At 38.5% G+C, this 21,772-nt stretch carries 22 protein-coding genes; 19 read left to right on the top strand and 3 right to left on the bottom strand.

Annotation, left to right across the window (positions count from 1 at the left end; genetic code table 11):
* Position 1 precedes the first annotated feature (1 nt).
* Positions 2-199 (top strand): hypothetical protein, encoded by a 198-nt coding sequence (locus AC4NPH_RS01550; RefSeq protein WP_098314985.1) that lies wholly within the window; start codon positions 2-4, stop codon positions 197-199.
* 125 nt (positions 200-324) lie between these two features.
* A complete protein-coding gene (locus AC4NPH_RS01555; RefSeq protein ID WP_155660366.1) occupies positions 325-744 on the top strand; it encodes a GNAT family N-acetyltransferase in 420 nt (139 codons plus the stop codon).
* 40 nt (positions 745-784) lie between these two features.
* On the opposite strand, the gene AC4NPH_RS01560 is transcribed toward AC4NPH_RS01555, so the two are convergent.
* Both AC4NPH_RS01560 and AC4NPH_RS01565 read right to left on the bottom strand, forming a co-directional pair.
* Positions 785-2,371, bottom strand: coding sequence for an MptA/MptB family glycosyltransferase (locus AC4NPH_RS01560; protein WP_013057359.1), 1,587 nt, complete (start codon positions 2,369-2,371; stop codon positions 785-787).
* Between the two features lie 154 nt (positions 2,372-2,525).
* Entirely contained in the window at positions 2,526-3,062 is a 537-nt protein-coding gene (locus tag AC4NPH_RS01565; RefSeq protein WP_013057358.1) for a DL-endopeptidase inhibitor IseA, read from the bottom strand.
* 292 nt (positions 3,063-3,354) lie between these two features.
* Here AC4NPH_RS01565 and AC4NPH_RS01570 point away from each other — a divergent pair, with 292 nt between their 5' ends.
* The 14 genes from AC4NPH_RS01570 (at position 3,355) to AC4NPH_RS01635 (ending at position 18,463) form a co-directional block, all read left to right on the top strand.
* Complete coding sequence (locus AC4NPH_RS01570; protein ID WP_013057357.1) at positions 3,355-3,477, top strand: hypothetical protein; 123 nt, start codon at positions 3,355-3,357, stop codon at positions 3,475-3,477.
* 299 nt (positions 3,478-3,776) lie between these two features.
* Positions 3,777-5,012, top strand: a complete 1,236-nt coding sequence (locus AC4NPH_RS01575; protein ID WP_013057356.1) for a Zn-dependent hydrolase — start codon at positions 3,777-3,779, stop codon at positions 5,010-5,012.
* A gap of 167 nt (positions 5,013-5,179) precedes the next feature.
* Positions 5,180-5,818 carry a response regulator gene (locus AC4NPH_RS01580; RefSeq protein WP_013057355.1) on the top strand — a complete coding sequence of 213 codons (639 nt, stop codon included), beginning with the start codon at positions 5,180-5,182 and terminating at the stop codon, positions 5,816-5,818.
* A 4-nt stretch (positions 5,819-5,822) separates the two neighbouring features.
* Positions 5,823-6,944, top strand: a complete 1,122-nt coding sequence (locus tag AC4NPH_RS01585) for a sensor histidine kinase (protein WP_098196569.1) — start codon at positions 5,823-5,825, stop codon at positions 6,942-6,944.
* Between the two features lie 101 nt (positions 6,945-7,045).
* Positions 7,046-7,984 carry an ABC transporter ATP-binding protein gene (locus tag AC4NPH_RS01590; RefSeq protein WP_013057353.1) on the top strand — a complete coding sequence of 313 codons (939 nt, stop codon included), beginning with the start codon at positions 7,046-7,048 and terminating at the stop codon, positions 7,982-7,984.
* 19 nt (positions 7,985-8,003) lie between these two features.
* A complete protein-coding gene (locus tag AC4NPH_RS01595; protein WP_063671759.1) occupies positions 8,004-9,110 on the top strand; it encodes an ABC transporter permease in 1,107 nt (368 codons plus the stop codon).
* 1 nt (position 9,111) lies between these two features.
* Positions 9,112-10,260, top strand: coding sequence for an ABC transporter permease (locus AC4NPH_RS01600; protein ID WP_098314983.1), 1,149 nt, complete (start codon positions 9,112-9,114; stop codon positions 10,258-10,260).
* A gap of 245 nt (positions 10,261-10,505) precedes the next feature.
* Positions 10,506-11,696, top strand: coding sequence for an iron-containing alcohol dehydrogenase (locus AC4NPH_RS01605; RefSeq protein ID WP_053487329.1), 1,191 nt, complete (start codon positions 10,506-10,508; stop codon positions 11,694-11,696).
* 45 nt (positions 11,697-11,741) lie between these two features.
* A complete protein-coding gene (locus AC4NPH_RS01610; RefSeq protein ID WP_053487328.1) occupies positions 11,742-13,175 on the top strand; it encodes a GntP family permease in 1,434 nt (477 codons plus the stop codon).
* A gap of 220 nt (positions 13,176-13,395) precedes the next feature.
* Entirely contained in the window at positions 13,396-13,728 is a 333-nt protein-coding gene (locus tag AC4NPH_RS01615; protein WP_155660365.1) for an IDEAL domain-containing protein, read from the top strand.
* Between the two features lie 119 nt (positions 13,729-13,847).
* A complete protein-coding gene (locus tag AC4NPH_RS01620; protein WP_013057347.1) occupies positions 13,848-14,420 on the top strand; it encodes a DJ-1/PfpI family protein in 573 nt (190 codons plus the stop codon).
* Positions 14,421-14,490: 70 nt separating this feature from the next.
* Complete coding sequence (locus AC4NPH_RS01625) at positions 14,491-15,603, top strand: CdaR family transcriptional regulator (RefSeq protein ID WP_013057346.1); 1,113 nt, start codon at positions 14,491-14,493, stop codon at positions 15,601-15,603.
* A 131-nt stretch (positions 15,604-15,734) separates the two neighbouring features.
* A complete protein-coding gene (gene glcD, locus AC4NPH_RS01630; protein WP_029322166.1) occupies positions 15,735-17,147 on the top strand; it encodes a glycolate oxidase subunit GlcD in 1,413 nt (470 codons plus the stop codon).
* Complete coding sequence (locus AC4NPH_RS01635) at positions 17,144-18,463, top strand: (Fe-S)-binding protein (RefSeq protein WP_029322164.1); 1,320 nt, start codon at positions 17,144-17,146, stop codon at positions 18,461-18,463. Before glcD ends, AC4NPH_RS01635 begins: the two co-directional genes overlap by 4 nt.
* Before the next feature lie 27 nt (positions 18,464-18,490).
* Here AC4NPH_RS01635 and AC4NPH_RS01640 read toward each other — a convergent pair whose 3' ends face one another.
* Complete coding sequence (locus AC4NPH_RS01640; RefSeq protein ID WP_029322162.1) at positions 18,491-19,495, bottom strand: LLM class flavin-dependent oxidoreductase; 1,005 nt, start codon at positions 19,493-19,495, stop codon at positions 18,491-18,493.
* A gap of 234 nt (positions 19,496-19,729) precedes the next feature.
* Between AC4NPH_RS01640 and AC4NPH_RS01645 the strand changes: the two genes are divergently transcribed.
* The 3 genes from AC4NPH_RS01645 (at position 19,730) to AC4NPH_RS01655 (ending at position 21,239) form a co-directional block, all read left to right on the top strand.
* Positions 19,730-20,365: a DUF1796 family putative cysteine peptidase gene (locus AC4NPH_RS01645; RefSeq protein ID WP_491938542.1), complete on the top strand. Its 636-nt coding sequence runs from the start codon at positions 19,730-19,732 to the stop codon at positions 20,363-20,365.
* Positions 20,366-20,453: 88 nt separating this feature from the next.
* Positions 20,454-20,735: a hypothetical protein gene (locus AC4NPH_RS01650; protein ID WP_013057341.1), complete on the top strand. Its 282-nt coding sequence runs from the start codon at positions 20,454-20,456 to the stop codon at positions 20,733-20,735.
* A gap of 99 nt (positions 20,736-20,834) precedes the next feature.
* A complete protein-coding gene (locus AC4NPH_RS01655; protein ID WP_013057340.1) occupies positions 20,835-21,239 on the top strand; it encodes a YkvA family protein in 405 nt (134 codons plus the stop codon).
* Positions 21,240-21,772: the final 533 nt, after the last annotated feature.

Raw genomic sequence — 21,772 nt, forward strand, 5'->3', positions numbered from 1 at the left:
CATGAAGAAAAAGAAGGTGAAATCTCCTTGGACTCTCGCGGGGTTTCCGATTTATATCATTGGATTTTCACTTTTACTTGCTGGAGGCGCACCGGAGTGGTTAGAGACAGTGAGTAAAATCATGATTGCTCTTGGAGTCATTTTGCTTATCATTACAGGAATTGATCTTAAAAAACGAAAAAAATCAGTACAAGCCTAAAAAACTGCCAAACGGCAGTTTTTTTATTTGAAGAAAGGGTAACAAGATAACTAGATAAAAATGTTGAATTATTATTCCGTTTGATGTATAAATATAATATAGAAAACAACGGTATTGAGAGGAGAATGAACGTGTCTTACGTAATAAAAAAAGAGGTTCCGTCATTTGAGCAGTTTGCTGCTTTGCATGAAGCGAGCGGATTACATAAAAGTAAAAAAGGCAATTATACAAAAGAACAGCTGTTTGAGGCTGCAGCCAACAGCTGGTTTAGAGTCGGTATTTATGACAATGAACAATTAATTGCATTCGGACGTATGATTTCAGACGGAATTTATCAAGCGCTTATTTGCGACGTGATGGTAGATCCCTCATACCAGAACAAAGGACTTGGAAAGCAAATTATTCAAGAGCTGTTGACGAAGTGCCAAGAAAGCGGAATTGAATCGATTCAGCTGTTTGCAGCAAAAGGAAAGCATCATTTTTATAAAAAATTAGGGTTTCAAGAAAGAGAAGAAGACGCGCCAGGTATGTCGCTTGTTATGTAAAAAAGCTCAGTGATCAATCATACTCACTGAGCTTTTTGTATTATGCCGTTTTTAAAACCGTACTTTTTTGGACTAAATTCCAAGCAACTTTTACTAAATAAACAACAAGCAAAACGTTCAGCATAGACGTAGCAAACATAGAAAATGGATAGGACGTGCTGTTTTGCATATTGCTGTCACCGTATAAAACAAAAAAAGTGTTCATGAAAATACTGATGCTAAATCCAAGGGATAAGTAAAGCAAGTTTTTGTCTTTTAAATAAATATAAGCGAGCAAAGCAAGCGCTGCTGCTGGAAATAAGTAGCGTTCATGCATGCTTGAAGCAAACGTAAATACCCCTGAAATTTGAATAAGCGCTGCAAGAGCGGCGTATTTAAAGCTGCGCCCTTTTATATAAATAAGCCATGAAAAAACAGTTGTCGCGACGATAAAAATAAGTCCCCACGTATGATAGCTGAAAAACAGCAGCGTTGCAGAGCTGTCTTTATAGTTTGCGCCTATTAAACTAAAGAAGTTATAGGCGTTAACAGAGGCATACGGGTATTCTCCAATGGTTGATGAAAATAAATCAATAATCCACGTTGGACTTTTTCCAATTGAAAAAGGCAATAAAATCGCTGCAGCAGTGAAAGCCGCCGTTAAAGCAATGCCGAAGAAATGTTTTACTTGCTTTAGGCGAATGAGTTCAAAAAACAAAATGGGCAGGATAATAATCGCCTGCGGCTTCATTAAGACCGCTGCTGTAAAAATAACGGCTGACGCGTAAATTCTTTTTTCCGTAATCATCACAATCGCTAGGACAATAAGCAAAGTGAAAAATGAATCGACTTGTCCCCAAAACGTTGAATTAACTAAAATGGCCGGATTAAATAAATACCCAATTGCTAACAGATATGCAAAAGAAGGTGCTAAGTATTTACGAGCTAAACGATAGAGTAAATAAGATGTGATGACATCTGCTAAAATAGGCGGGATTTTAATCAACAGCGAAAAATACTGCTGAAAATCCGGTAAACTGCCAACTTTCCCAACGATAAACAAGATATAAATATAAAACGGCGGATAATCGCTCCCGCTTTTAGCGTAGAAATTGGAAAAATGATTGGCCGCAACCGATGCCCAGTTTTTGAAAAGCGACGCATCCATATGAGAGCCTACCCACGGAATCAGCGCAATCCGGATAAATAGTCCAGTGCCAAGTAATGACCATAAAATAACGCGAGAATGCCCTATCGAATGATGCCATTTCTTTTTCTTTAATAATCCGTAAACGAAAGCTGCTGCTATAAAAAAGCCCACCGTATAAAGAGCTAGCGGTGTTTCATAGTCCTTATTAGCTCCTTGACTTCCGGCACCGTTATCCATAGATAGATTATGAAAAGGCGTTACGTGTTCTCCGGAATTGCTAGAGGAAGCGGGACCGTTTCCTGAAGGAAGACGATGATCCCTCGAATTATTATCAGGAGCAGATATACCATTAGTAATCTTTTTTAACTGATAACTTTCTTGAATCGAAAATAAATGTTCTTCTCCTTTGTAGTGTGATAGTGAAACGATACTGAAAACAAATGCTAAAAGAAAAGCTGCCGTTACGATAAAAGCCGTTCTTTTTTGTAGTATGTTCATATAAAATCCTCCGATGACAATGTATCGAATAAGTAGTAGTGTGTCTCCATACTATAAGGGGAGTTGGTGAAAATAAAGTGAAACTTCTTTAATAAAGAGCGGAAGCGAGAGCATAAAAAAACAAGGCCTTAGAAGACCTTGTTTTTTATATTGCTTATAGTACAGCATCAAACTTATTCACTTTCCACTGTGAACCAGATTTATAAAATGTAACGGTGCGTTTTACACTTCCTCCGTCAACCGTTGGAACCGTAAATTGATAAGAGCGAACATCGGCACGCTGATAAGTTAGTTTTACTTTTGCTTTGTTCCACTCTAGCATGCTGAATCCGTCACCGACAGGACGAGCAAGCTTTCCGTTATATGTGATGTAGCGATAATTTGTTAATCCTTTTTGAATAGCACTGTTTGTAAAAGTTTCAGATAAGTAGCTTACTAGTTTGCTTTTTGTATTAAAATCTTGACAAAGATATGAGTACTGAGTGCCTTTATAATTAAATGTTTTTTGAGTACATAAATTACCTTTAGATCCATGAAGTGCATTCCAGAAATGGTTGCTTGCGTTTGCTGCAATTTTTACCGCATTAGTCGTTGATAGATTTTGTGATGCTGCTTGAGCTGTAACTCCTGTGCTTAGTGAAAAGAAAAGAGCAAGTGATGCTAAGATTATTCCAATTTTTTTCATTTCCATTTCCCTCCTACTCATTCATTGAAATATATGTAACATTCATGCTGTTAATATTACAATTGTTACATTTATATTACAATACTTCTTTAAAGAAATAAAGAGTATTTCTTATATATGTTTGAATTATTCCCGTATTTTCTTAAATAAAACGTAGAATTAAAAGAAAACATATAAACAGTATGTCAATTATGTGTCACATATTTCGTCGCTTTCCAAGTTCGTATATAATAGGAATAAACCGACCACTATGCTGATGTAGATAAATAGGTCAGGCACAAAAGGAGAACGTAGACTAATGGGTGTTTCAGAAGTAACATCAGGAATTATTATTACCACTGCTGTAATTGCTATTGTGATTATTACAGTTGGTGTTTTGGCTACAATGATTGCGATTGCGAAGAAAGCAAATAAAAAGTAAGTATGTAGAGGAGAGTTAGTATAGTAACTAATTCTCTTTTTTTTGAAAAAAACCTATCGCTATTTTTATAATAAAAATGCATAAATAACGCGTGCATTATTCATAGAAAAAAGCAGGAAATTTACGTTTTGAAGCTAATAGATACATAAGGCAAGCTGCGCACTTTCATTACAAAAACAATGGAAGGGGTTCTAACAGACTTCAAGTGATATCGCCTATTTTATGTCATAATGAATGATATTCATTAACCCCGCACCTTAGACGCACTTTATAACCAAATAATGAGGAGAGTGGTTGAGTTGCAACGACAAAAAGTAGCAGTGAATGGAGAAAGGTTAAAAAATACGCTTGAACGATTTGCCGATTATGGACGAACACCTAATAACGGTGTAACCCGCTTAGCGCTGTCAGAAGAAGACCGCTTAGCACGAGACTATTTTTGTTCATGCTGCCGTGACCTTGGAATGGATATTAAAATTGACGATCTTGGATGTATTTACGCCACGCTTGAAGGACTAGAAGATAAGCCGCCTGTTGTGATTGGCTCACACATGGACAGCGTAAAAAAAGGCGGAAGGTTTGACGGAATCCTCGGTGTAGTTGCAGGATTAGAGTTAGTAAGAACGCTCGTTGAACATAATATTAAGCCGAAGGTGCCGATTACCATTGTTAACTTTACGAATGAAGAAGGAGCGCGTTTTGAGCCTTCTATGATGGCTTCAGGTATTTTATCGGGCAAATTTCAAAAAGACGTTATGATGAAGAAGACGGATGTTGACGGCGTGACGTTTGAGCAAGCTCTTCAATCATGCGGATATGAAGGCGATACGAGTAACCGCCTTACTGAAGCATCGGCATTTGTAGAATTACATATTGAGCAAGGGCCTATTTTAGAACGAGAAGCCAAATCAATCGGTGTAGTGGAGTGCGTGCTCGGCATGGTATGTTATGAAATTGAAGTTACCGGGGAGTCAGACCACGCCGGGACGACGCCGATGGATATGCGGAAAGATGCGCTTTTTGCAACCAATAATTTAATTGCTGAAGCTCGTCATGAGCTCGGCAGATTAGATTCAAATTTAGTCTATACAATGGGTCGTATGAACGTACTGCCTAATATTCATACCGTTATTCCAAATAAAGTTATTTTTTCGCTTGAAGCGAGACATACGGATGAAGACGTCATTGCGTCCGTGGAAAAGATCATTCAGTCACTGCCTGATCAAGCGGAGCTGTTAGAAGGCTGCGAAGTGCGGGTGACAAAGCTTTGGGGACGCGATACCGTATGGTTTGATAAAACCGTTTGCGATGAAGTGGAAGAATCCGTTCGTTCGCTTGGGTATTCCTACAAGCGAATGGTAAGCGGAGCTGGACATGACGCACAGTTTTTAGCTACCTATATTCCGACGGCTATGATTTTTATTCCGAGCGTAAACGGAAAAAGTCATTGTGAAGAAGAATTTACTCCTTGGGAAGAATGCGAAAAAGGTGTAAATGTACTTTTAGAGACGGTGATTAAGTTAGCTCAGAAGTAACGGAGCAAAAGAGTAAACCTGCGGAGGTTTGCTCTTTTTTAGTGCTTAGAAAGACTGCGAACTATCGCATTGAACTTTTGGTTTATTATGGCTACAATAAATGAGAAGCATGCGGATGGATGTGAAAGAAGGATGTGAAAAAAAGTGAGATGTTCTCACTTAAAGAAATGAAAATTACTATTATTATTGCAGATGATAATTCGTTTATTCGAGAAGGAATGAAAATTATATTAAATACATACGAGGAGTTCGACGTTGTCGCTACTTTAAAAGATGGTCAGGAAGCCGTTCAATATTGCAAAAACCATTCCGTCGATATTGCATTGTTAGATGTAAGAATGCCCGTTATGGACGGTGTAGAGGCTACAAAGCTTATTTCAGAGTTAACGAAAGCAAAGCCGCTTATTTTAACTACGTTTGATGATGATGAATATATTATTGATGCCGTAAAAAACGGAGCTAAAGGCTACTTGTTAAAAAATACAGAACCGGAGCGCATTCGAGACGCAATCAAAAGTGTATTCAACGGACATACGGTTCTTCAAGATGTTGTGCTTGATAAGATTAAATCAAGTTTAAACGCTGCAACTGAGCGTGAGTCAAAAGCGGATATGACACAGTTTACAGAGCGTGAAACGAGCATTATGACGCTTATTGCCAAGGGGCTTTCGAATAAAGAAATTTCTAAAACGCTTTTTATTTCAGAAGGTACCGTAGCAAACTATATTAGTTCGATTTTAAGTAAAACGGGACTTGAGCATCGCACTCAAATTGCTATTTATTATTTAACCGGTAAAGGGAAGTAGGGCTATGGAAGTCGGATTAATGATGACTAAGCTCATCCTTATACTGTTTTTGGCTATTACGTACATTCAGTTTAATTATGTACACTCGATTTCAGCTATTGTGTTAGCACTGCTTCTTTACAGCTGTGTTAATATTGCAGCGTCCATTGTGAAAAAGAGCGTCTTCAAGCGCATGTTTATTGTTATTTCAATTGTCCTTATTCTATATTGTGCGTATAAACTTCATCCTTTGTTTTTTCTTCTTTTGCCGCTAAACCTTTGTGAGCTTGTTGGAGAATCAGTCGTAAAAAAATGGATGGTGCTGCTGCTTGTTTTGCTCCCGATGCTGCTTCTTCCCTCTGACATTAGCGCGCTGTATGTGTTAGTCGCTGCGTTTACTTTCTTTATTTATACAGCAGCAGCTCTCTATCAAAAACGAACGATTAATTATGAGCAAAAAATTGATGAAATGAGAGTAAGTATGCAAAAGCTGCAAAAACACTTGAATGAAAATAAAGAGTATGTGAGGCAGTCTCAATATGCTTCAAAGTTAGAAGAGCGAAATCGATTATCGCAGGAAATTCATGATAAGATTGGTCATTCAATGACAGGAGCGCTTATTCAAATGGAGGCAGCAAAGCATGTGATGAAGCAAGACGAGGAAAAAGCGCTGTCTCTTCTTCAAAATGCGATTACGATTTCCAAAGAAGGTATTGAAGAAATTAGGTTAACGTTAAAAAGTATAAAGCCTCCCGCTGAGCAAATAGGAATCAGCCGGCTTAAATTATTTATTGGTGAGTTTGAGGCTAAGCATAGTATCGCAATGCCTCTTGTATACAAAGGTAATTTAGATCTTATCACGCCTCTTCAGTGGAAAATTATCCATGAAAATATAACGGAAGCTATTACAAATGCCTTAAAATATGCAGAAGCAACGATGATTGCCATTGAGCTTCATGTACTAAATAAAATGGTTAAAGTAGAAGTCAAAGACAATGGAAAAGGGGCTCACTTGTTTCAAAAAGGACTTGGCATAGCAGGGATGGAAGAGCGAGCCGCTTCCATTAACGGAACGGTGATCGTTGATGGGGCAAACGGGTTTTCTGTTACAACGCTGCTGCCGATAGGTGAGAAACTTCATACATAAATAATGAGATTTCTCATGGGAAAAAGGTGAACTTATGCACTGACGTAAGTTTGCCTTTTTTTCATAAAATAAGGATATACCAACACACTAGAGGTGAAATGATGAACGTATTATCAATTCAAAAACTAACAAAGAAATTTGGAGATTTTATTGCAGTAGATAATTTGTCTTTACAAGTAGAAGAAGGAGATATATTTGGGTTTTTAGGAACAAACGGAGCAGGAAAAAGCACAACGATTCATATGGTTGCTAGTCTGCTTCAAAGCAACAGCGGTGATATTGAAGTGCTAGGGAAAAATATAAAGAAACATCGAAATTTCGCAAAGATGAACATCGGGATCGTTCCGCAAGACTTAGCGATTTATGAAGATTTGACAGCATATGAAAATGTGAAGTTTTTTGCCGGACTTTACGGATTAAGAGGATCACTTCTTAACGAACGAGTGGAAGAAGCTTTAGCGTTTGTAGGGCTTTTAGATAAACAAAAGGCTTATCCGAAAAGCTTTTCAGGAGGTATGAAAAGAAGGTTAAATATCGCATGCGCAATTGCTCATCGCCCAAAGCTTATTATAATGGATGAACCGACGGTTGGTATTGATCCTCAGTCGCGAAACTATATTTTAACATCTGTAAAAAAGCTAAATGAAATGGGAAGCACAATCATTTATACAAGTCACTATATGGAAGAAGTAGAAGAGGTATGTACAAAGATTGCCATTATTGATCACGGCAAAATCATTGCGGAAGGAACAAAAGAGCAGCTAAAAGCGATTATCACCGATACAAAAGATATTTGGATTGAAGTAAAAGCAGCGGATGATATAGATTGCAGCGGTCTAAAAGAAATTCCGGGAGTAACAGCCGTTACGTATGAAGATGGAATCATTAAAATTAATTCAAATGCCGAAGTGAATAACTTAAACAAAGTCATTCAGTATTTAATGACGCATCATATCGAAATTAAAGCAGTCAAGGAACAAGCCCCAAATTTAGAGACGGTCTTCCTCACGTTGACAGGGCGCAGTCTAAGAGATTTATAAAAGAAAGGAGGAATAATGAATGAATATTATTGCAATTGCTTTGAAAGAAATGAAAAGTGATCTGCGAGATAAGCGTGCATTTATCTTTATGATTCTTTTTCCGCTAGCTCTTGTCCTTATTTTAGGAACAGCTTTGTCTCAAGCCTTTAATAATGACATGACGATAGATGACAGTTACGTTCTCTACAAAATGGACACAAGTAATGAAGAATATGCTGCCTTTAAGCAGTTTGCTGCAAACGCAGAAAAATCTGGCATTCACTTTAAAGCGTTGAAAAAAGATCAAGATGGAAAAAAAGAAGTAAAAGAGCAGCGCTATACAGCTTATGTAGAAGTGAAAGACCAAGGCATTCATCTCTACGGAAATGAAGAAAACAGCATTGAATTCAACATGGTCCAAGGTATGTTAAGCACCTTTGTTGATAAGTACAATGTGGCTATGGAAGTGGCCAAAGTAAATCCTCAGCAAGTGGATAATCTGCTCCGTGCGTCTAAGCATGACTATATTCAAGAAACATCTCTTCATTCTCAAAAACAGCCAAATTCAATAGACTACTACGCCATTTCAATGACAACTATGATTGTTTTGTACGGATCTATCTCAGCGAGTTATTTAATTAGAGGAGAGCGTATGCGAAATACGGCCAATCGATTAGTAGCCGCTCCGATTAAAACCGCTGAAATTTTTGTCGGGAAAATTTTAGGTACTGTTTTGGTTCACGCCATTTGTGTGTTAGTCGTCATTATGTCGACTAAATATTTTTTTGATGCCAACTGGGGAGATCATTTACTCCTAGTACTGCTGATGTTAGTATCTCAGATTCTTTTTGCCATTAGCTTTGGATTAGGAGTTAGCTACCTTACGAAGACAGAAGCGGCGTCAAGAGCAATTATTATGGTTGTTATTCAAGTGTCGTGTATTGTGGGAGGAACCTATTTTCAAAATGGATCTGGAGAGGGCTTCGTCAATGTATCACCTTTAACCTGGATGAATAATGGACTTATTAAATTGATTTATACAAATGATATCGGCGCTTCTCTTTCAGTTATTGGGTTGAATGTAGGCTTCTCTATTTTATTCTTGGGCATAGCAATTGTGCTTTTGAGAAAAAGAGAGGGGTTATAACATGAAAAATATCATGTGGCTTGTAACAAATATGCTAAGAAATATGCTGCTTAGAAACAAAAGGACGCTTGTGCTTGTTATTGGTTTGCCTATTGCAGGGGTTTTAATGTCCGTTCTTATTTATGGAAATGCAGGAGGGACTTGGGTGAATATCGGAGTTGTCAATCACGACTCAACGGATATTACAAAAGACACCGTTCAGTTTTTAAAAGGGCTGCACAAAACAAATGTTAAAATGCTCACGGACAAAGAAGTGGATCATGAGATTACGTCAAAGAAAGTTGATGCGGTTATTACCTTTGAAAAAGGGTTTTCTGACAGCGTCAAAGCGAACAAACCAGATCATATTACAATCACTTCAATAAAAGGAGCAGAAGTAACGAGCTTTATTAAGTCTTATTTATATCAATATATTGATAATGTTTCTGCGCTGAATCAAGCTGCTGAAGGCGACGATGCTGCGTTTAAACAAATGTATGAGAATTATCAAAAAGCGCCATTCCACGTCTCAACGCATGCCCTTGAAGACAAAGGAACCGATCAAAACATTGTCAAGCAGACAATTGGGTATTTAATTATGTTTATGCTTTTTTCTGCGGTGAATTTATCAGCTCTTATCACAAAAGAAAAAGAGCAGCGAACGTATTTTAGACTGTTAGCTTCGCCAGTTAGTGCAAGGCAATACGTGATATCCAATGTTATTACAAATATGATTTTATTAACTCTGCAAGTAATGATTACACTTGTTTGTATTACGACTCTTTTTCACGTAGATATGAACATTCCCGTATGGCAGCTGTTTTTCATTTTAGTTTTGTTTGGTCTAGTAGCCATCGGCTTGTCTCTTGTAATTATCGCTTTTACAGAAAGTTCAAAAGCAGCGAATGGTCTTCAGACGCTTATCATCACGCCAACTTGTTTACTGTCCGGCTGCTTTTTTCCGCCTGAATTTATGCCGGATGTGATGCAGAAAATAGCCGACTTTCTTCCTCAAACGTGGGTATTAAGTACGTTAAAAAGTGTTCAACAAGGAGCTGATTTAAGCAGCCTATGGTTAAATATCAGCATTTTACTAGCTTTTGCACTCGTTTTTTTCCTGCTGTCTATTTATAAATTAAATCGAAATAATACTGTTCAAAAGTTTATTTAAATGGTAAAGTCAGAGAATACCTCTGGCTTTTTTTGTAATTTTTAAAAAGTTACAAAAAAAGATTGAAAAATATAAGATGAAATTTTAGAATGAAAGAGGAAAGGGGTATACAAAAAGAGAATAAATAGGGGAGAAAAACGAAGTTCATGTTGGTTTTTTGCACAAATAAATGAAATCGCTTACATAAGTCAGCATGAAAATACGGAAGGAGAGATTGTCAGCGAGATAACAAAGGGGGAAAAACAGTGGCAATTTATGAATTACTTGTACCACGGACGGTTTTATATGGAGAAGGATCATTTTCTAAAATTGGGGAGCAGGCTGAACTGCTTGGCACAAAAGCATTGCTTATAAGTGATGACGTTATGGTGAAAGCAGGCAATGTAGAAACTTGCCGTCGTTACTTAGCCGAGACTGGCATGGACTGTGCCGTGTATACAGGCGTAAATTCAGAGCCGACAGATATTCATCTAGATGAGGCGCTTGCCATATGTAAAACGGAGCAGTGCGATGTGGTTATTGCCTTAGGGGGAGGCAGCTGTATCGATACTGGAAAAGCGGTTGCCATTATGATGACAAATGAAGGGCATCTACGAACGTATTTTCAAAATCAACAAGATTTTCAAGATAGTCCTCTTCCTTTGGTTGCCGTGCCTACGACTGCTGGAACAGGCTCAGAAGTGACTAAAGCGACGGTTATTACAGACACGGCGTACGATGTAAAAATGATGCTCGCAAGGCCTCAATTATTGCCTGATACAGCCATTGTTGATCCGTTATTAACTCTATCATGTCCGAAACACGTAACGGCAGCTACAGGAATTGATGCACTCAGTCATGCAATAGAAGCGTATTTGTCTAAAAAAGCACATCCTTTTACAGATTCACTTGCGCTTCAAGCAATTGAGTTAATCATGAAAAATATTCGTCTTGTGTACAGAAATGGAGAAAATGTTCAAGCAAGAAACGAAATGGCCTATGCTTCTATGCTGGCAGGAATGGCGTTTTCAAATTCATCTGTTGCTCTAGTGCACGGTATGTCAAGACCTATTGGCGCGCTATTCCATGTGCCCCACGGTATTTCTAATGCGATGCTCCTGCCTGCGGTTTTGGACTATACAAAAGAGGCTTCAATTGATCGTTTAGGTGAAATAGGACAAGCTCTTTTTCCGAACGTATCATATACAAAAAAAGAAGGAGCAGATGTGTTAATTGAAGCCATCAAGCAGCTTTGTATCGACTTAGAGATTCCTAATCTTCAATCGTGGGGCATTGATCGTCAGCTATTTTACGCGGCGGTTGAGAAAATGGCAGCGGATGCGATTCAAAGCGGAAGTCCTGCTAATCATCCGATCGTACCGACGGCAGAAGAAATTATTCAGCTTTATTACACGTGCTATGAATATGAGTTTGAGTCTGCACTTTATAAAAAATAAGATAAATTTAAGACAAATTGAATAAGGGATGAAAGGGGAAACGTTATGGATTTGCTGATTATTTTGCTGTCTCTGGGGCTTTTGATGCTGGTTGCTTACCGCGGATTTTCAGTTATTTTGTTTGCTCCACTTTGTGCGCTGCTAGCCGTTATTTTAACGGAACCAAGCTATGCACTCCCGTTTTTCTCAAACGTTTTTATGGAGAAAATGGTTGGGTTTATTAAAAACTACTTCCCTGTCTTTCTATTAGGAGCGGTTTTCGGGAAGATGGTTGAAATGTCTGGAGTCGCTGAGTCGATTGCGAAAACAATTGTTAAAGTCGTAGGGGCTAAACGTGCGATCTTGGCGATTGTTTTAATGGGAGCAATCTTAACCTACAGCGGCGTAAGTTTATTCGTTGTTGCGTTTGCAGTTTATCCGTTTGCGGCTAACTTATTCCGCGAAGCGAATATTCCAAAACGATTAGTACCGGGAACGATTGCATTAGGAGCTATTTCGTTTACCATGGATGCACTTCCAGGTACACCGCAGATTCAAAACGTTATTCCAACGACTTTTTTTAAAACAGACATCTATGCTGCTCCGACACTGGGGATTATCGGATCGGTTATTGTCTTTAGCTTAGGTCTTTGGTATTTAGAAAGCCGAAGCAAAAAAGCAAGAAAAGCTGGAGAAGGCTACTACGGATTTAATAATGAACTAGCGGCTGCTGCAGAGCTAGAAAAAGAGTCTGTACCTTCTACAGAACCTAAATATGAACCTAGCGTAGCAAGACAGATTCTTGCATTTGTTCCGCTCGTGCTTGTAGGGGTTGCAAACAAATTTTTTACTGTTTCTATTCCAAAGTGGTATCCAGATGGTTTTGATTTTGCCAAAATTGGCCTTGAAGCGTTCGGAAAAGTAGATTTAACCGCAGTTGTTGGTATTTGGTCAGTGGAATTGGCACTTGTTATTGGAATTATCACAACGATTGCGTATGACTGGAAGAGAGTGACCACCGGTTTCCAAGCGGGTCTTAACGCAAGTATTGGCGGAGCGCTTCTCGCTGCGATGAACACGGGAGCTGAGTATGGCTTTGGAGGCGTTATTTCATCTCTTCCTGGCTTTGTAACCGTTCGTGATGGTATTTCACATACCTTTACAAATCCGCTTGTCAATGGAGCCGTTACGACAAACATTTTAGCCGGTATTACAGGCTCTGCTTCTGGAGGTATGGGAATTGCGCTTAGTGCGATGGGAGATAAGTATGTAGAAGCTATTAATCAATACAACATTCCTCCTGAAGTTATGCACAGAGTTGTAGCGATGGCATCAGGCGGTATGGATACGCTTCCTCATAACGGAGCCGTTATTACCCTGCTCGCTATTACCGGGTTAACCCACAAGCAGTCTTACCGAGATATTTTTGCCATCACTGTTATAAAAACGCTTGCATGTTTCTTAATCATTGGAATCTACAGCTTAACTGGACTCGTATAACCAGTAAAGAGGTTGAGAAAAAAGTAGTTTCGTTGAAGAAAGATCCGAACGATGAATTGTTCGGATTTTTTTATTGTTGCAGTGATTTAGTTGTATATCAAGCTTTTGGCTATAAAACAGATTCTTTGACTTTCTAAACTGTAAGTATTATGATTACACTACTTTCTGCAATACTATATGCCGTTACATTAATTCTTAGCATGTTTATGAAGAAAGGAGAATGACTGTGAAGCTATTTGAAGGAAATTTAAAAGTAGGCGACTGGGTCAAAGGAAAGTCTCGCGACGGTGAACTTATATACGGATATATTAAAACGATTAATCCATCTAAAAAAGCAGCACTAATCAACGTTGTGAAAAGTGATGATGAAAAAATGGTCGGCACAACCATTGGCATGATGGATGAAAAAATAGAAAAGCTGCCCCTTCAAAAAACGGCGCACGAAGAGCAAATTCTTTCATTAATTGATCTCGCGCTGCTAACGAAAGACGAAGCTTGGTTTATTGAATTAACAGCTGAATTAAAAAGATTACAAGATAAAAAGCAAGGCTGACATTCCTAATAAGGAATGAAGGCCCTGCTTTTTTTATTATTCCTAGGGGGAAAAGCAGGAATGGAAAGCAGCTTGCGAGAAGAAGTAAATGACGACATTAAAAGAAAAGGTGATAAAAGATGAGTAAACGTGTCTTGATTTTAACAGGAGATGCCGTGGAGGCTTTAGAAGTTTTTTATCCGTATTATCGCTGTTTAGAAGAAGATATTCAGTGTACCATTGCTTCTCCAGTGAAAAAGAAGCTCCAAACGGTTGTTCATGATTTTCTTCCAGAAATGGAAACATTCACAGAAAAAACGGGATATAAAATTGATTCTCACGCTTCTGTAGATGAAGTGGATCCCGCTGATTTTGACGGACTTATTATTCCTGGAGGACGAGCGCCTGAATATATTCGAATGAACACAAAAGTTCAGGAAATTGCCGCTCATTTTTTAAAAGAAAACAAACCTTTAGGCGTTATTTGTCATGGTCAGCTCGTGTTAACGACGGTTAGAGAGTATCTGCAAGACAGAGAAGTGACAGCGTATCCTGCTTGCCGTCCGGAAGTAGAAGCGGCGGGTGCAGTATTTGTTGAACAGACGCTTCACGTAGACAGAAACTTAGTAACCGGACAAGCTTGGCCAGATTTACCTAAATTTATGAAAGAATTTTTTAACGTGCTAAAAAAAGCTGAAAAAGTGAACGCATAATAAAAAAGCGGGCTGAGAGAAAAGAATTCTTTCAGCTCTTTTAAATGATGATAGGTGAGGTGTAAACAACGTGCAGCTTGTGTCTGAACTTTCAAAGAAAATTATAAAAGAAGTGCAGCTTGTGATGAAAGAACATGTAATTGTAACAGATCCAAGTGGAATTATTATTGCGTCAACAGAAGAAAAACGGGTTGGTTTTTTTCACGAAGGCGCGTGGAACGTGATGCAAAGAAAGCAAAAATTATATATATCCAAAAAAGAAGCAGCGGATTTAAAAGGAGTTAAGCCTGGTATTAACTTGCCTATCAGTTATCAAGGAGAGATTATTGGGGTTATTGGCATTACAGGTACTCCAGAAGCCGTTGAGCCTTTTGCAGATATTATTCGAAGATTAACAGAGTTAATTATTCGCGAGGCATATTACATAGAAACAAAGGAATGGGAAAATAAAGGAGTGGAAGCTTTTTTTCGTGAATGGATTTATAGCCAGCAAGTAGATGCAGAATTTATTGAACGAGGTCATATTTTAGGAGTACAAGTAGACAGTGCTTATTGCTGCACGCTGTTTCAAATTGATTCATCTCTTTCGAAAAAGAAGCAGCAGCAGGTACAAGAAACAATTCGCTACTGGTTTGAAAGACATAAAGCTGACGGAGATTATATCGCAAACTGGGGATATGATCGTTTGCTTTTACTGAAAGAAGCGGTAGGTGAAAAGGCAAGGCAAGGATTTAAAGAAGAATTAAAAAAATGTCAGCAGTACATTCAAGCAAACAACCAAGTTATGATCACTATTGGTGTAGGAAAGCCAGCGGAGCAATTTAATTTGCATGCTTCATATGAAGAAGCGAAAAAAGCGCTTAAAGTGGCTTCAAAACGTCAAACCGTTATTTTTTATGAGGAGCTGCTGATGGACATGATTTTAGAAGACGTTTCTGAACCTGTAAAAAAGGAATTCTTGAGTCGAGTGCTTTCGTCCATTCAAAAAGAAAAAGAGCTTCTCGAAACGCTGAAATGCTATTTAGCCAACGATCAATCGTTAAAAAAAACGGCGTTTGATTTACATATTCATATCAATACGCTTCATTACCGCTTGAAGCAAATGAAAGAACTAACAGACATTGATCCAAAAAGCGTAAAAGGTATCACGCTTTTTCACCTTGCGCTGTCTCTATTAGAGTAAAGTGCGTCCTTCGTTAGATAAACATACAAAAAAAGAGTTTTTAAAGCACTTTTTTTTAGTTCTTTATCTATAGTCCCTCGTTGCTTCTGTAACTATAATAAGAGTAAGAGATACATATAAGGAGGAACGTTATGCTTAATGAACGAACAAAAGCAAAGCTCATTGAAGTTGTAGGATCAGCCAATTTTCAAGATAGCAGTGAAGCAAGACTCGTGTATTCCTATGACGCAACACCTAACTTTCAGTCGCTTCCTGATGCGGTTATTATGCCTGAAAACAAAGATCAAGTGAAAAGAATTTTAACGATATGCAACGAAGATCACGTGCCCATTGTTCCAAGAGGTTCAGGTACAAATTTAAGCGCAGGAACGTGTCCCACGCAAGGAGGAATTGTTCTTACCTTTAACCGAATGAATAAAATTTTAGAAGTTGATGAAGAAAATTTAACGGTTACCGTTCAGCCGGGTGTTATTACGTTAGATTTAATTAACGCTGTAGAGGCAAAAGGTTTATTTTATCCTCCTGATCCAAGCTCTATGAAAATATCAACCATCGGAGGAAACATCAATGAATGCTCAGGAGGATTACGAGGCTTAAAATATGGCGTGACAAAAGATTACGTTCTTGGTCTTGAAGTAGTTCTTGCAAACGGCGACTGCATTAAGACGGGAGGCAAGTTAGCTAAAGATGTAGCTGGATACGATTTAACGAACTTGTTTGTCGGTTCTGAAGGAACGCTTGGCGTTGTGACAGAGGCAATTTTAAAGCTCATTCCAATACCAGAAACAAAACAAACCTTGCTCGCACTGTTTGAAGACATGGATGCAGCTGCTAAGACCGTTTCAGCTATTATTGCACATAAAATTATTCCAGCTACGCTTGAATTTTTAGATCAGCCGACGTGTGAAGTAGTAGAAGATTTTGCACAAGTTGGCCTTCCAACAGATGTAAACGCTGTCTTGTTGATTGAACAAGATGGTCCGCCAGAAGTAGTGAAGCGCGATATTGAAATGATTTCACGCATCTGCACCGAAGGAAACGCTGTATCGGTAAAAGTAGCCGCTTCGCAAGCAGAAGCAGAAGCGTTAAGTACAGCAAGAAGATCAGCCCTTTCTGCTTTAGCACGGATGAAGCCAACGACGATTTTAGAAGACGCAACCGTCCCACGGTCTAAAATTAGTGAAATGGTCAAAGCGATTAATGAAATTGCTGTAACATATAACGTTAAGATCTGTACGTTTGGTCATGCGGGAGACGGAAATCTGCATCCGACTTGTTTAACAGATGCGCGTGACAAAGAAGAGCTTCACCGCGTCGAACAAGCTTTTGAAGCAATTTTTCATAAAGCCATTGAGCTTGGAGGAACGATTACAGGTGAACACGGAGTGGGAGAAATGAAAGCACCGTATTTGGCATTGAAGATGGGCGGAGAAGGAGTAGCTGCGATGAAAGCAATTAAGTATGCTTTGGACCCGCAAGGAATTATGAATCCAGGGAAAATTTTTGCTAAAGACACGAGAAAAAGAGTGGTGGTTCGTTCATGACGGCAACAAAAGACATTCAGCAAGCATTCAAAGAACGGTTAGATTATGACGAGTTAATGAATTGTATGAGATGCGGTTTTTGTTTGCCAAGCTGTCCGACGTATGGCCAAACGAATCAATATGAAGCAGCGTCACCGCGCGGGAGAATTGCTTTGATGAAAGGAGTGGTAGATGGGCTCATTGAACCTGATGAATCCGTTGAAAAGCAATTGAACCTTTGCCTTGGCTGCCGAGCGTGTGAGCCTGTTTGTCCTTCGGGTGTAAAGTACGGGCATTTACTAGAAGAAGCGCGTGATATTATTCAGCAGAAGAAACGACATAAATGGCCGGTAAAAGCGCTCAGGCATATGGTGTTTGAACAGCTTTTTCCGCATAAAGAACGATTAAAAAATGTACATTCTCTGCTTGCTTTCTATCAAAGAAGCGGCTTGCAAAAAGCTGTTCAAAAAACAAACATACTAAACGCCCTTCCTGGTAATCTAGCGCAAATGGAAAAAACGCTTCCGCCTGTGCCAACAAAAAAAGAAATGAAGAAACGGCCTTTTTTATTTGAAGCAGAAGGAACAAGAGAGCGTACGGTTGCTTTTTTTACAGGGTGTTTAATGGATACGATGTTTATGGAAACAAACAACGCCACGATTGTACTTTTACAAAAAGCGGGGTGTAAGGTCGTCATACCAGAGGTGCAGACATGCTGCGGCGCGCTGCATGCGCACGGAGGAGAAAAAGATCAGGCAAAGAAGTTAGCGAAGCAAAATATTATGGCGTTTGAATCCATTCAAGCGGATGATATTGTTCTTAATGCAGGAGGCTGCGGTGCGCTGTTGGTAGAATACGATCATTTATTAAAAGAGGAACCGGAATGGAAAGAAAGAGCAGCGGCTTTTTCTGCCAAAGTTAAAGATTTTTCAGAGATTTTATTGCAGCAGCAGTTTGTGGAAAAACAAAAGTTATCGCTGCCAAGTCAAATTATTACGTATCAAGACTCGTGTCATTTAAGAAACGTGATGAAAACATCCAGTGCACCGAGAAAACTGATCCAAGCGATTAACGGAACGGTGTTTAATGAAATGGAAAATGCGGATCATTGCTGCGGCTCAGCCGGTATTTATAACTTAACGGAACAAGAGATGTCTATGCAAATTTTAGATTACAAAATGGAAAAAGTGAAAGAAACGCATGCACATACGATTGTAACAGCGAACCCGGGCTGTCTCATTCAAATGAAGCTAGGGGTAGTCAGAGAAGGAGTAGAAGAAAGTGTAAGGGCCGTTCATCTTGCAGATTTACTTCTTGAAGCAGTAGAAAGCAAATAAAAAGGCCGGACACGTCCGGCCTTTTTATTATTTGAACAGCTGAGAAACAATTTCGTACGAACGAAGGCGAGCTTTGTGATCGTAAATTTGAGCGTTAATCATCAGTTCATCTGCTTCTGTTTCTTCAATAAACTGTTCAAGCTTGACTTTAATCGTCTCAGGGCTTCCGACAATAGAAGAGCCCAGCTGCTGTTGAAGAGAAGCTTTTTCAAAGTCAGTCCATAGTTCATCCATATTATCCACAGGAGCTTTTAGTTTACCCGGTGTGTTTCGAATTAAATTTAGAAACTGCTGCTGCATAGAAGTAGCCAAACGTTCAGCTTCTCTATCTGTATCAGCAGCGATTACGTTTACACCTAACATTGCATATGGTTTCTCTAAAACGTCGGACGGCTTAAAATAACGGCGATACATGTTAAGAGCTGTCATTGTATTATTAGGTGAGAAGTGACTTGCAAATGAAAATGGCAAGCCTAGCTGTGCAGAAAGCTGTGCGCTAAAACCGCTTGAGCCAAGCAGCCAAATCGGAATATTTAAACCTTGACCCGGAACAGCTTTGACGCGCATCTGACTTTCTGAAGCAGGTTTAAAGTACTCTTGCAGTTCAGCTAGCTGTTCTGGGAAGTCACTGCCGTCGCTTCTGCGGTCGCGTCGCAGTGCTTGTGCTGTCAGCTGATCTGTCCCTGGCGCTCTTCCTAAGCCTAAATCAATACGTCCTGGAAATAGTGATTCAAGCGTGCCAAAATGCTCAGCAATAACAAGCGGAGAATGGTTAGGAAGCATAATACCTCCAGACCCTACGCGAATATGTGACGTGCCTGCAGCTACATGACCAATCACAACAGATGTAGCGGAACTTGCGATACCTGTCATATTATGATGCTCAGCTAGCCAATAGCGGTTATACCCCCATTTTTCAGCGTGCTGAGCTAAATCTAATGTATTTCTAAGTGAGTCAGATACAGTGCCTCCTTCAACTACAGGAGAAAGATCTAATACGGAAATCGGAATATCTTTTAATGCTTTACTCATCAATTTCATCTTCTTTCTTTAAAGACTTCATAGGCCTTGTTATTTCAATGGAATACAAGTATTTTAACAATAATCTTTCGAGTTCCAAAATATTTTGCTTCGGTTATTTTTCTTTAAGTTATTGTTCTTTATTTACACAAGTTTTTAAGAAGCAAAAAGCCTGTATGGCATAAGGCAGAAGCCGCCTCTTTCTATAAAAAGCTGTCATATTTTATAGTAGAAGGGAGGATGAACATGGTTACTTTAAATGAACTAAAAAGCAAGCAGTACGATATGATATACAGTTTAGGCTATAACTGTTTTCCAGGGATATACATGAAAAAATATTTTTTGCGAAAACAAGCGGGCGTGATTGATTGGTGTATTAGCATTTCTCTTTCTCATGTCAATCAGCTGTTGAAAAATCGTTGTAAAGACTTATTTGTATATGAACACTTAACCTATATTAGTTCTTTCGGAGATGGTTCCACGCTTAGACTGCGTGATAAGATGTATCAAATTGATTCTGCTCATGATTTTCCGTCGTCTATTAATACAGAGAATAACTGGCTTTCATATAATGAAGTCAAAGAAAAATATGAACGGAGAACGGAGCGATTTTTAACGTCGATGGAGACCAGTTCTTGTATATTGTTTATTCGTATGGGTGGAACGTATGAAGAAGCGAAAGAATTAGAGCATATTTTAAAGGGAATGGTCAAGAACGATTTCTATATACTGCTGCTGACAAACAGTGAAAAAGAACTTTTATCCGCAGCTAACTGGGACTTGCCTTATACATGTGTCTTACATGCACCTATTTTTTCAATGGATGTGCTGCGCGATGATAAAGTATGGGAAGAGCTCTTAAGCGGGCTTGTTATAAAATAAAAGGAACTCTTTTTGTTTAATACGGGAATGAAAAAGCTCGTTTTTTTCATAGACTTTGTTATATCTGTGTATCAAAGGAGATGAAAAGATGGAGTCCAATGTGCGGAAGGCGATAAAAGAAATTGTATGGCTGCTGCTAGAACAAGACCAGCGCTGGAATGAGTATCTAGTACAGCTGGAGGATTTGAAAATACAAGTGGATTTGAATAGTTCCGCATATGAAGTTCTGAGAAAGATGACGGGTAATTACGAAGTGCTGCTTGAACATATGGATCTCATTCAGCAGTTTGAAAATCATTCTAAAAGTGAAACAGCGCTGAATGACTTAGTTACCATCGTTATGAAGCATTACTCATTAAAAAGTTCATAAGCCTGCTTTGTGCAGGTTTATGGAGTTTAAGCTCTCAATGGAATTCGGTAGAGATAATCGTTTATAATAAGTACATATGGTGATGAAAGGGTGATCGATATGGAAGAGAAACAAGAAATTGTACCCGTTCGTACAGAGGAAACAGCCAAATATTACTCGGAAGAAAAATTTTGGGACAAGCTTAAAAAGTTTGGTAAAAAAGCGGGAGCAAACGTTGTTTATGCCGTATTGCTTTTATACTACACGCTGCAAAAGCCTGATATTCCGCCAAAAGCAAAAGCAGTTATTATAGGAGCATTAGGTTACTTTATTCTTCCTCTAGATTTAATTCCAGACTTCGCAGCAGGAGTTGGATTTACAGATGATTTAGGAGCTCTAGGGCTTGCATTGATTCAAGTTGCCATGTACATTGATGAAGGTGTTAAACTGAAAGCAAAAGAAAAAATTAAAACGTGGTTTTCAGAAGAACACAATTTTTCCATTATTGATGCTAAAATAAAGTAACGTTATGATCGAAATGTAATTATTAAATAAAGTGAGCAAAAGAAGGTGATAGATGAATCATCTTCTTTTCAACCGTTAATATGTAGGTCTTTACGACTATATTAATCCGTTTTATGTAAAAAAAGCAGGATTAAAATATTTTTTTCATTAAAATTTTAATCAATGTAATTGAATAATTGCCCTACAAATGTTAAGTTAAAACATGTTCATAAATTCGTCACAGAAAGCAATATACAAATAAGTAAGATGGTTTGTAAAAACTTTGTGAAATTATGGAACTTTTTAACTGAGAGTTTCAAACTCTTAGAGATTCTTCCTCATCAATCAGAAGTAGCTTTCTTTCGTCACAAGATTAAGCATCTTTCATTTGAAGGTGTTTTTTTTCAGCCTAAGTAAGCCAACAACATGATTGTATGACAAGTTTTTACTAAGGTTGTATAGTTACTGTATTGTATGACAAGTTTTGTGTGATTTGATGTTAAATAAATGAACAGCTTCGAAGTAAATAAATGATTGCAGAAAAACAAAGTCCA

The sequence above is a fragment of the Priestia sp. MDV22-iso46 genome, from assembly GCF_058629175.1.

Bases quoted from the DNA above. Each gene is read 5' to 3' on its own strand.
- AC4NPH_RS01550 (WP_098314985.1), top strand. From the start codon at position 2: ATGAAGAAAAAGAAGGTGAAATCTCCTTGGACTCTCGCGGGGTTTCCG.
- AC4NPH_RS01555 (WP_155660366.1), top strand. From the start codon at position 325: ATGAACGTGTCTTACGTAATAAAAAAAGAGGTTCCGTCATTTGAGCAG.
- AC4NPH_RS01560 (WP_013057359.1), bottom strand. From the start codon at position 2,371: ATGAACATACTACAAAAAAGAACGGCTTTTATCGTAACGGCAGCTTTT.
- AC4NPH_RS01565 (WP_013057358.1), bottom strand. From the start codon at position 3,062: ATGGAAATGAAAAAAATTGGAATAATCTTAGCATCACTTGCTCTTTTC.
- AC4NPH_RS01570 (WP_013057357.1), top strand. From the start codon at position 3,355: ATGGGTGTTTCAGAAGTAACATCAGGAATTATTATTACCACTGCTGTA.
- AC4NPH_RS01580 (WP_013057355.1), top strand. From the start codon at position 5,180: ATGAAAATTACTATTATTATTGCAGATGATAATTCGTTTATTCGAGAA.
- AC4NPH_RS01585 (WP_098196569.1), top strand. From the start codon at position 5,823: ATGGAAGTCGGATTAATGATGACTAAGCTCATCCTTATACTGTTTTTG.
- AC4NPH_RS01590 (WP_013057353.1), top strand. From the start codon at position 7,046: ATGAACGTATTATCAATTCAAAAACTAACAAAGAAATTTGGAGATTTT.
- AC4NPH_RS01595 (WP_063671759.1), top strand. From the start codon at position 8,004: ATGAATATTATTGCAATTGCTTTGAAAGAAATGAAAAGTGATCTGCGA.
- AC4NPH_RS01600 (WP_098314983.1), top strand. From the start codon at position 9,112: ATGAAAAATATCATGTGGCTTGTAACAAATATGCTAAGAAATATGCTG.
- AC4NPH_RS01610 (WP_053487328.1), top strand. From the start codon at position 11,742: ATGGATTTGCTGATTATTTTGCTGTCTCTGGGGCTTTTGATGCTGGTT.
- AC4NPH_RS01615 (WP_155660365.1), top strand. From the start codon at position 13,396: ATGACTGTGAAGCTATTTGAAGGAAATTTAAAAGTAGGCGACTGGGTC.
- AC4NPH_RS01620 (WP_013057347.1), top strand. From the start codon at position 13,848: ATGAGTAAACGTGTCTTGATTTTAACAGGAGATGCCGTGGAGGCTTTA.
- glcD (WP_029322166.1), top strand. From the start codon at position 15,735: ATGCTTAATGAACGAACAAAAGCAAAGCTCATTGAAGTTGTAGGATCA.
- AC4NPH_RS01635 (WP_029322164.1), top strand. From the start codon at position 17,144: ATGACGGCAACAAAAGACATTCAGCAAGCATTCAAAGAACGGTTAGAT.
- AC4NPH_RS01640 (WP_029322162.1), bottom strand. From the start codon at position 19,495: ATGAGTAAAGCATTAAAAGATATTCCGATTTCCGTATTAGATCTTTCT.
- AC4NPH_RS01645 (WP_491938542.1), top strand. From the start codon at position 19,730: ATGGTTACTTTAAATGAACTAAAAAGCAAGCAGTACGATATGATATAC.
- AC4NPH_RS01650 (WP_013057341.1), top strand. From the start codon at position 20,454: ATGGAGTCCAATGTGCGGAAGGCGATAAAAGAAATTGTATGGCTGCTG.
- AC4NPH_RS01655 (WP_013057340.1), top strand. From the start codon at position 20,835: ATGGAAGAGAAACAAGAAATTGTACCCGTTCGTACAGAGGAAACAGCC.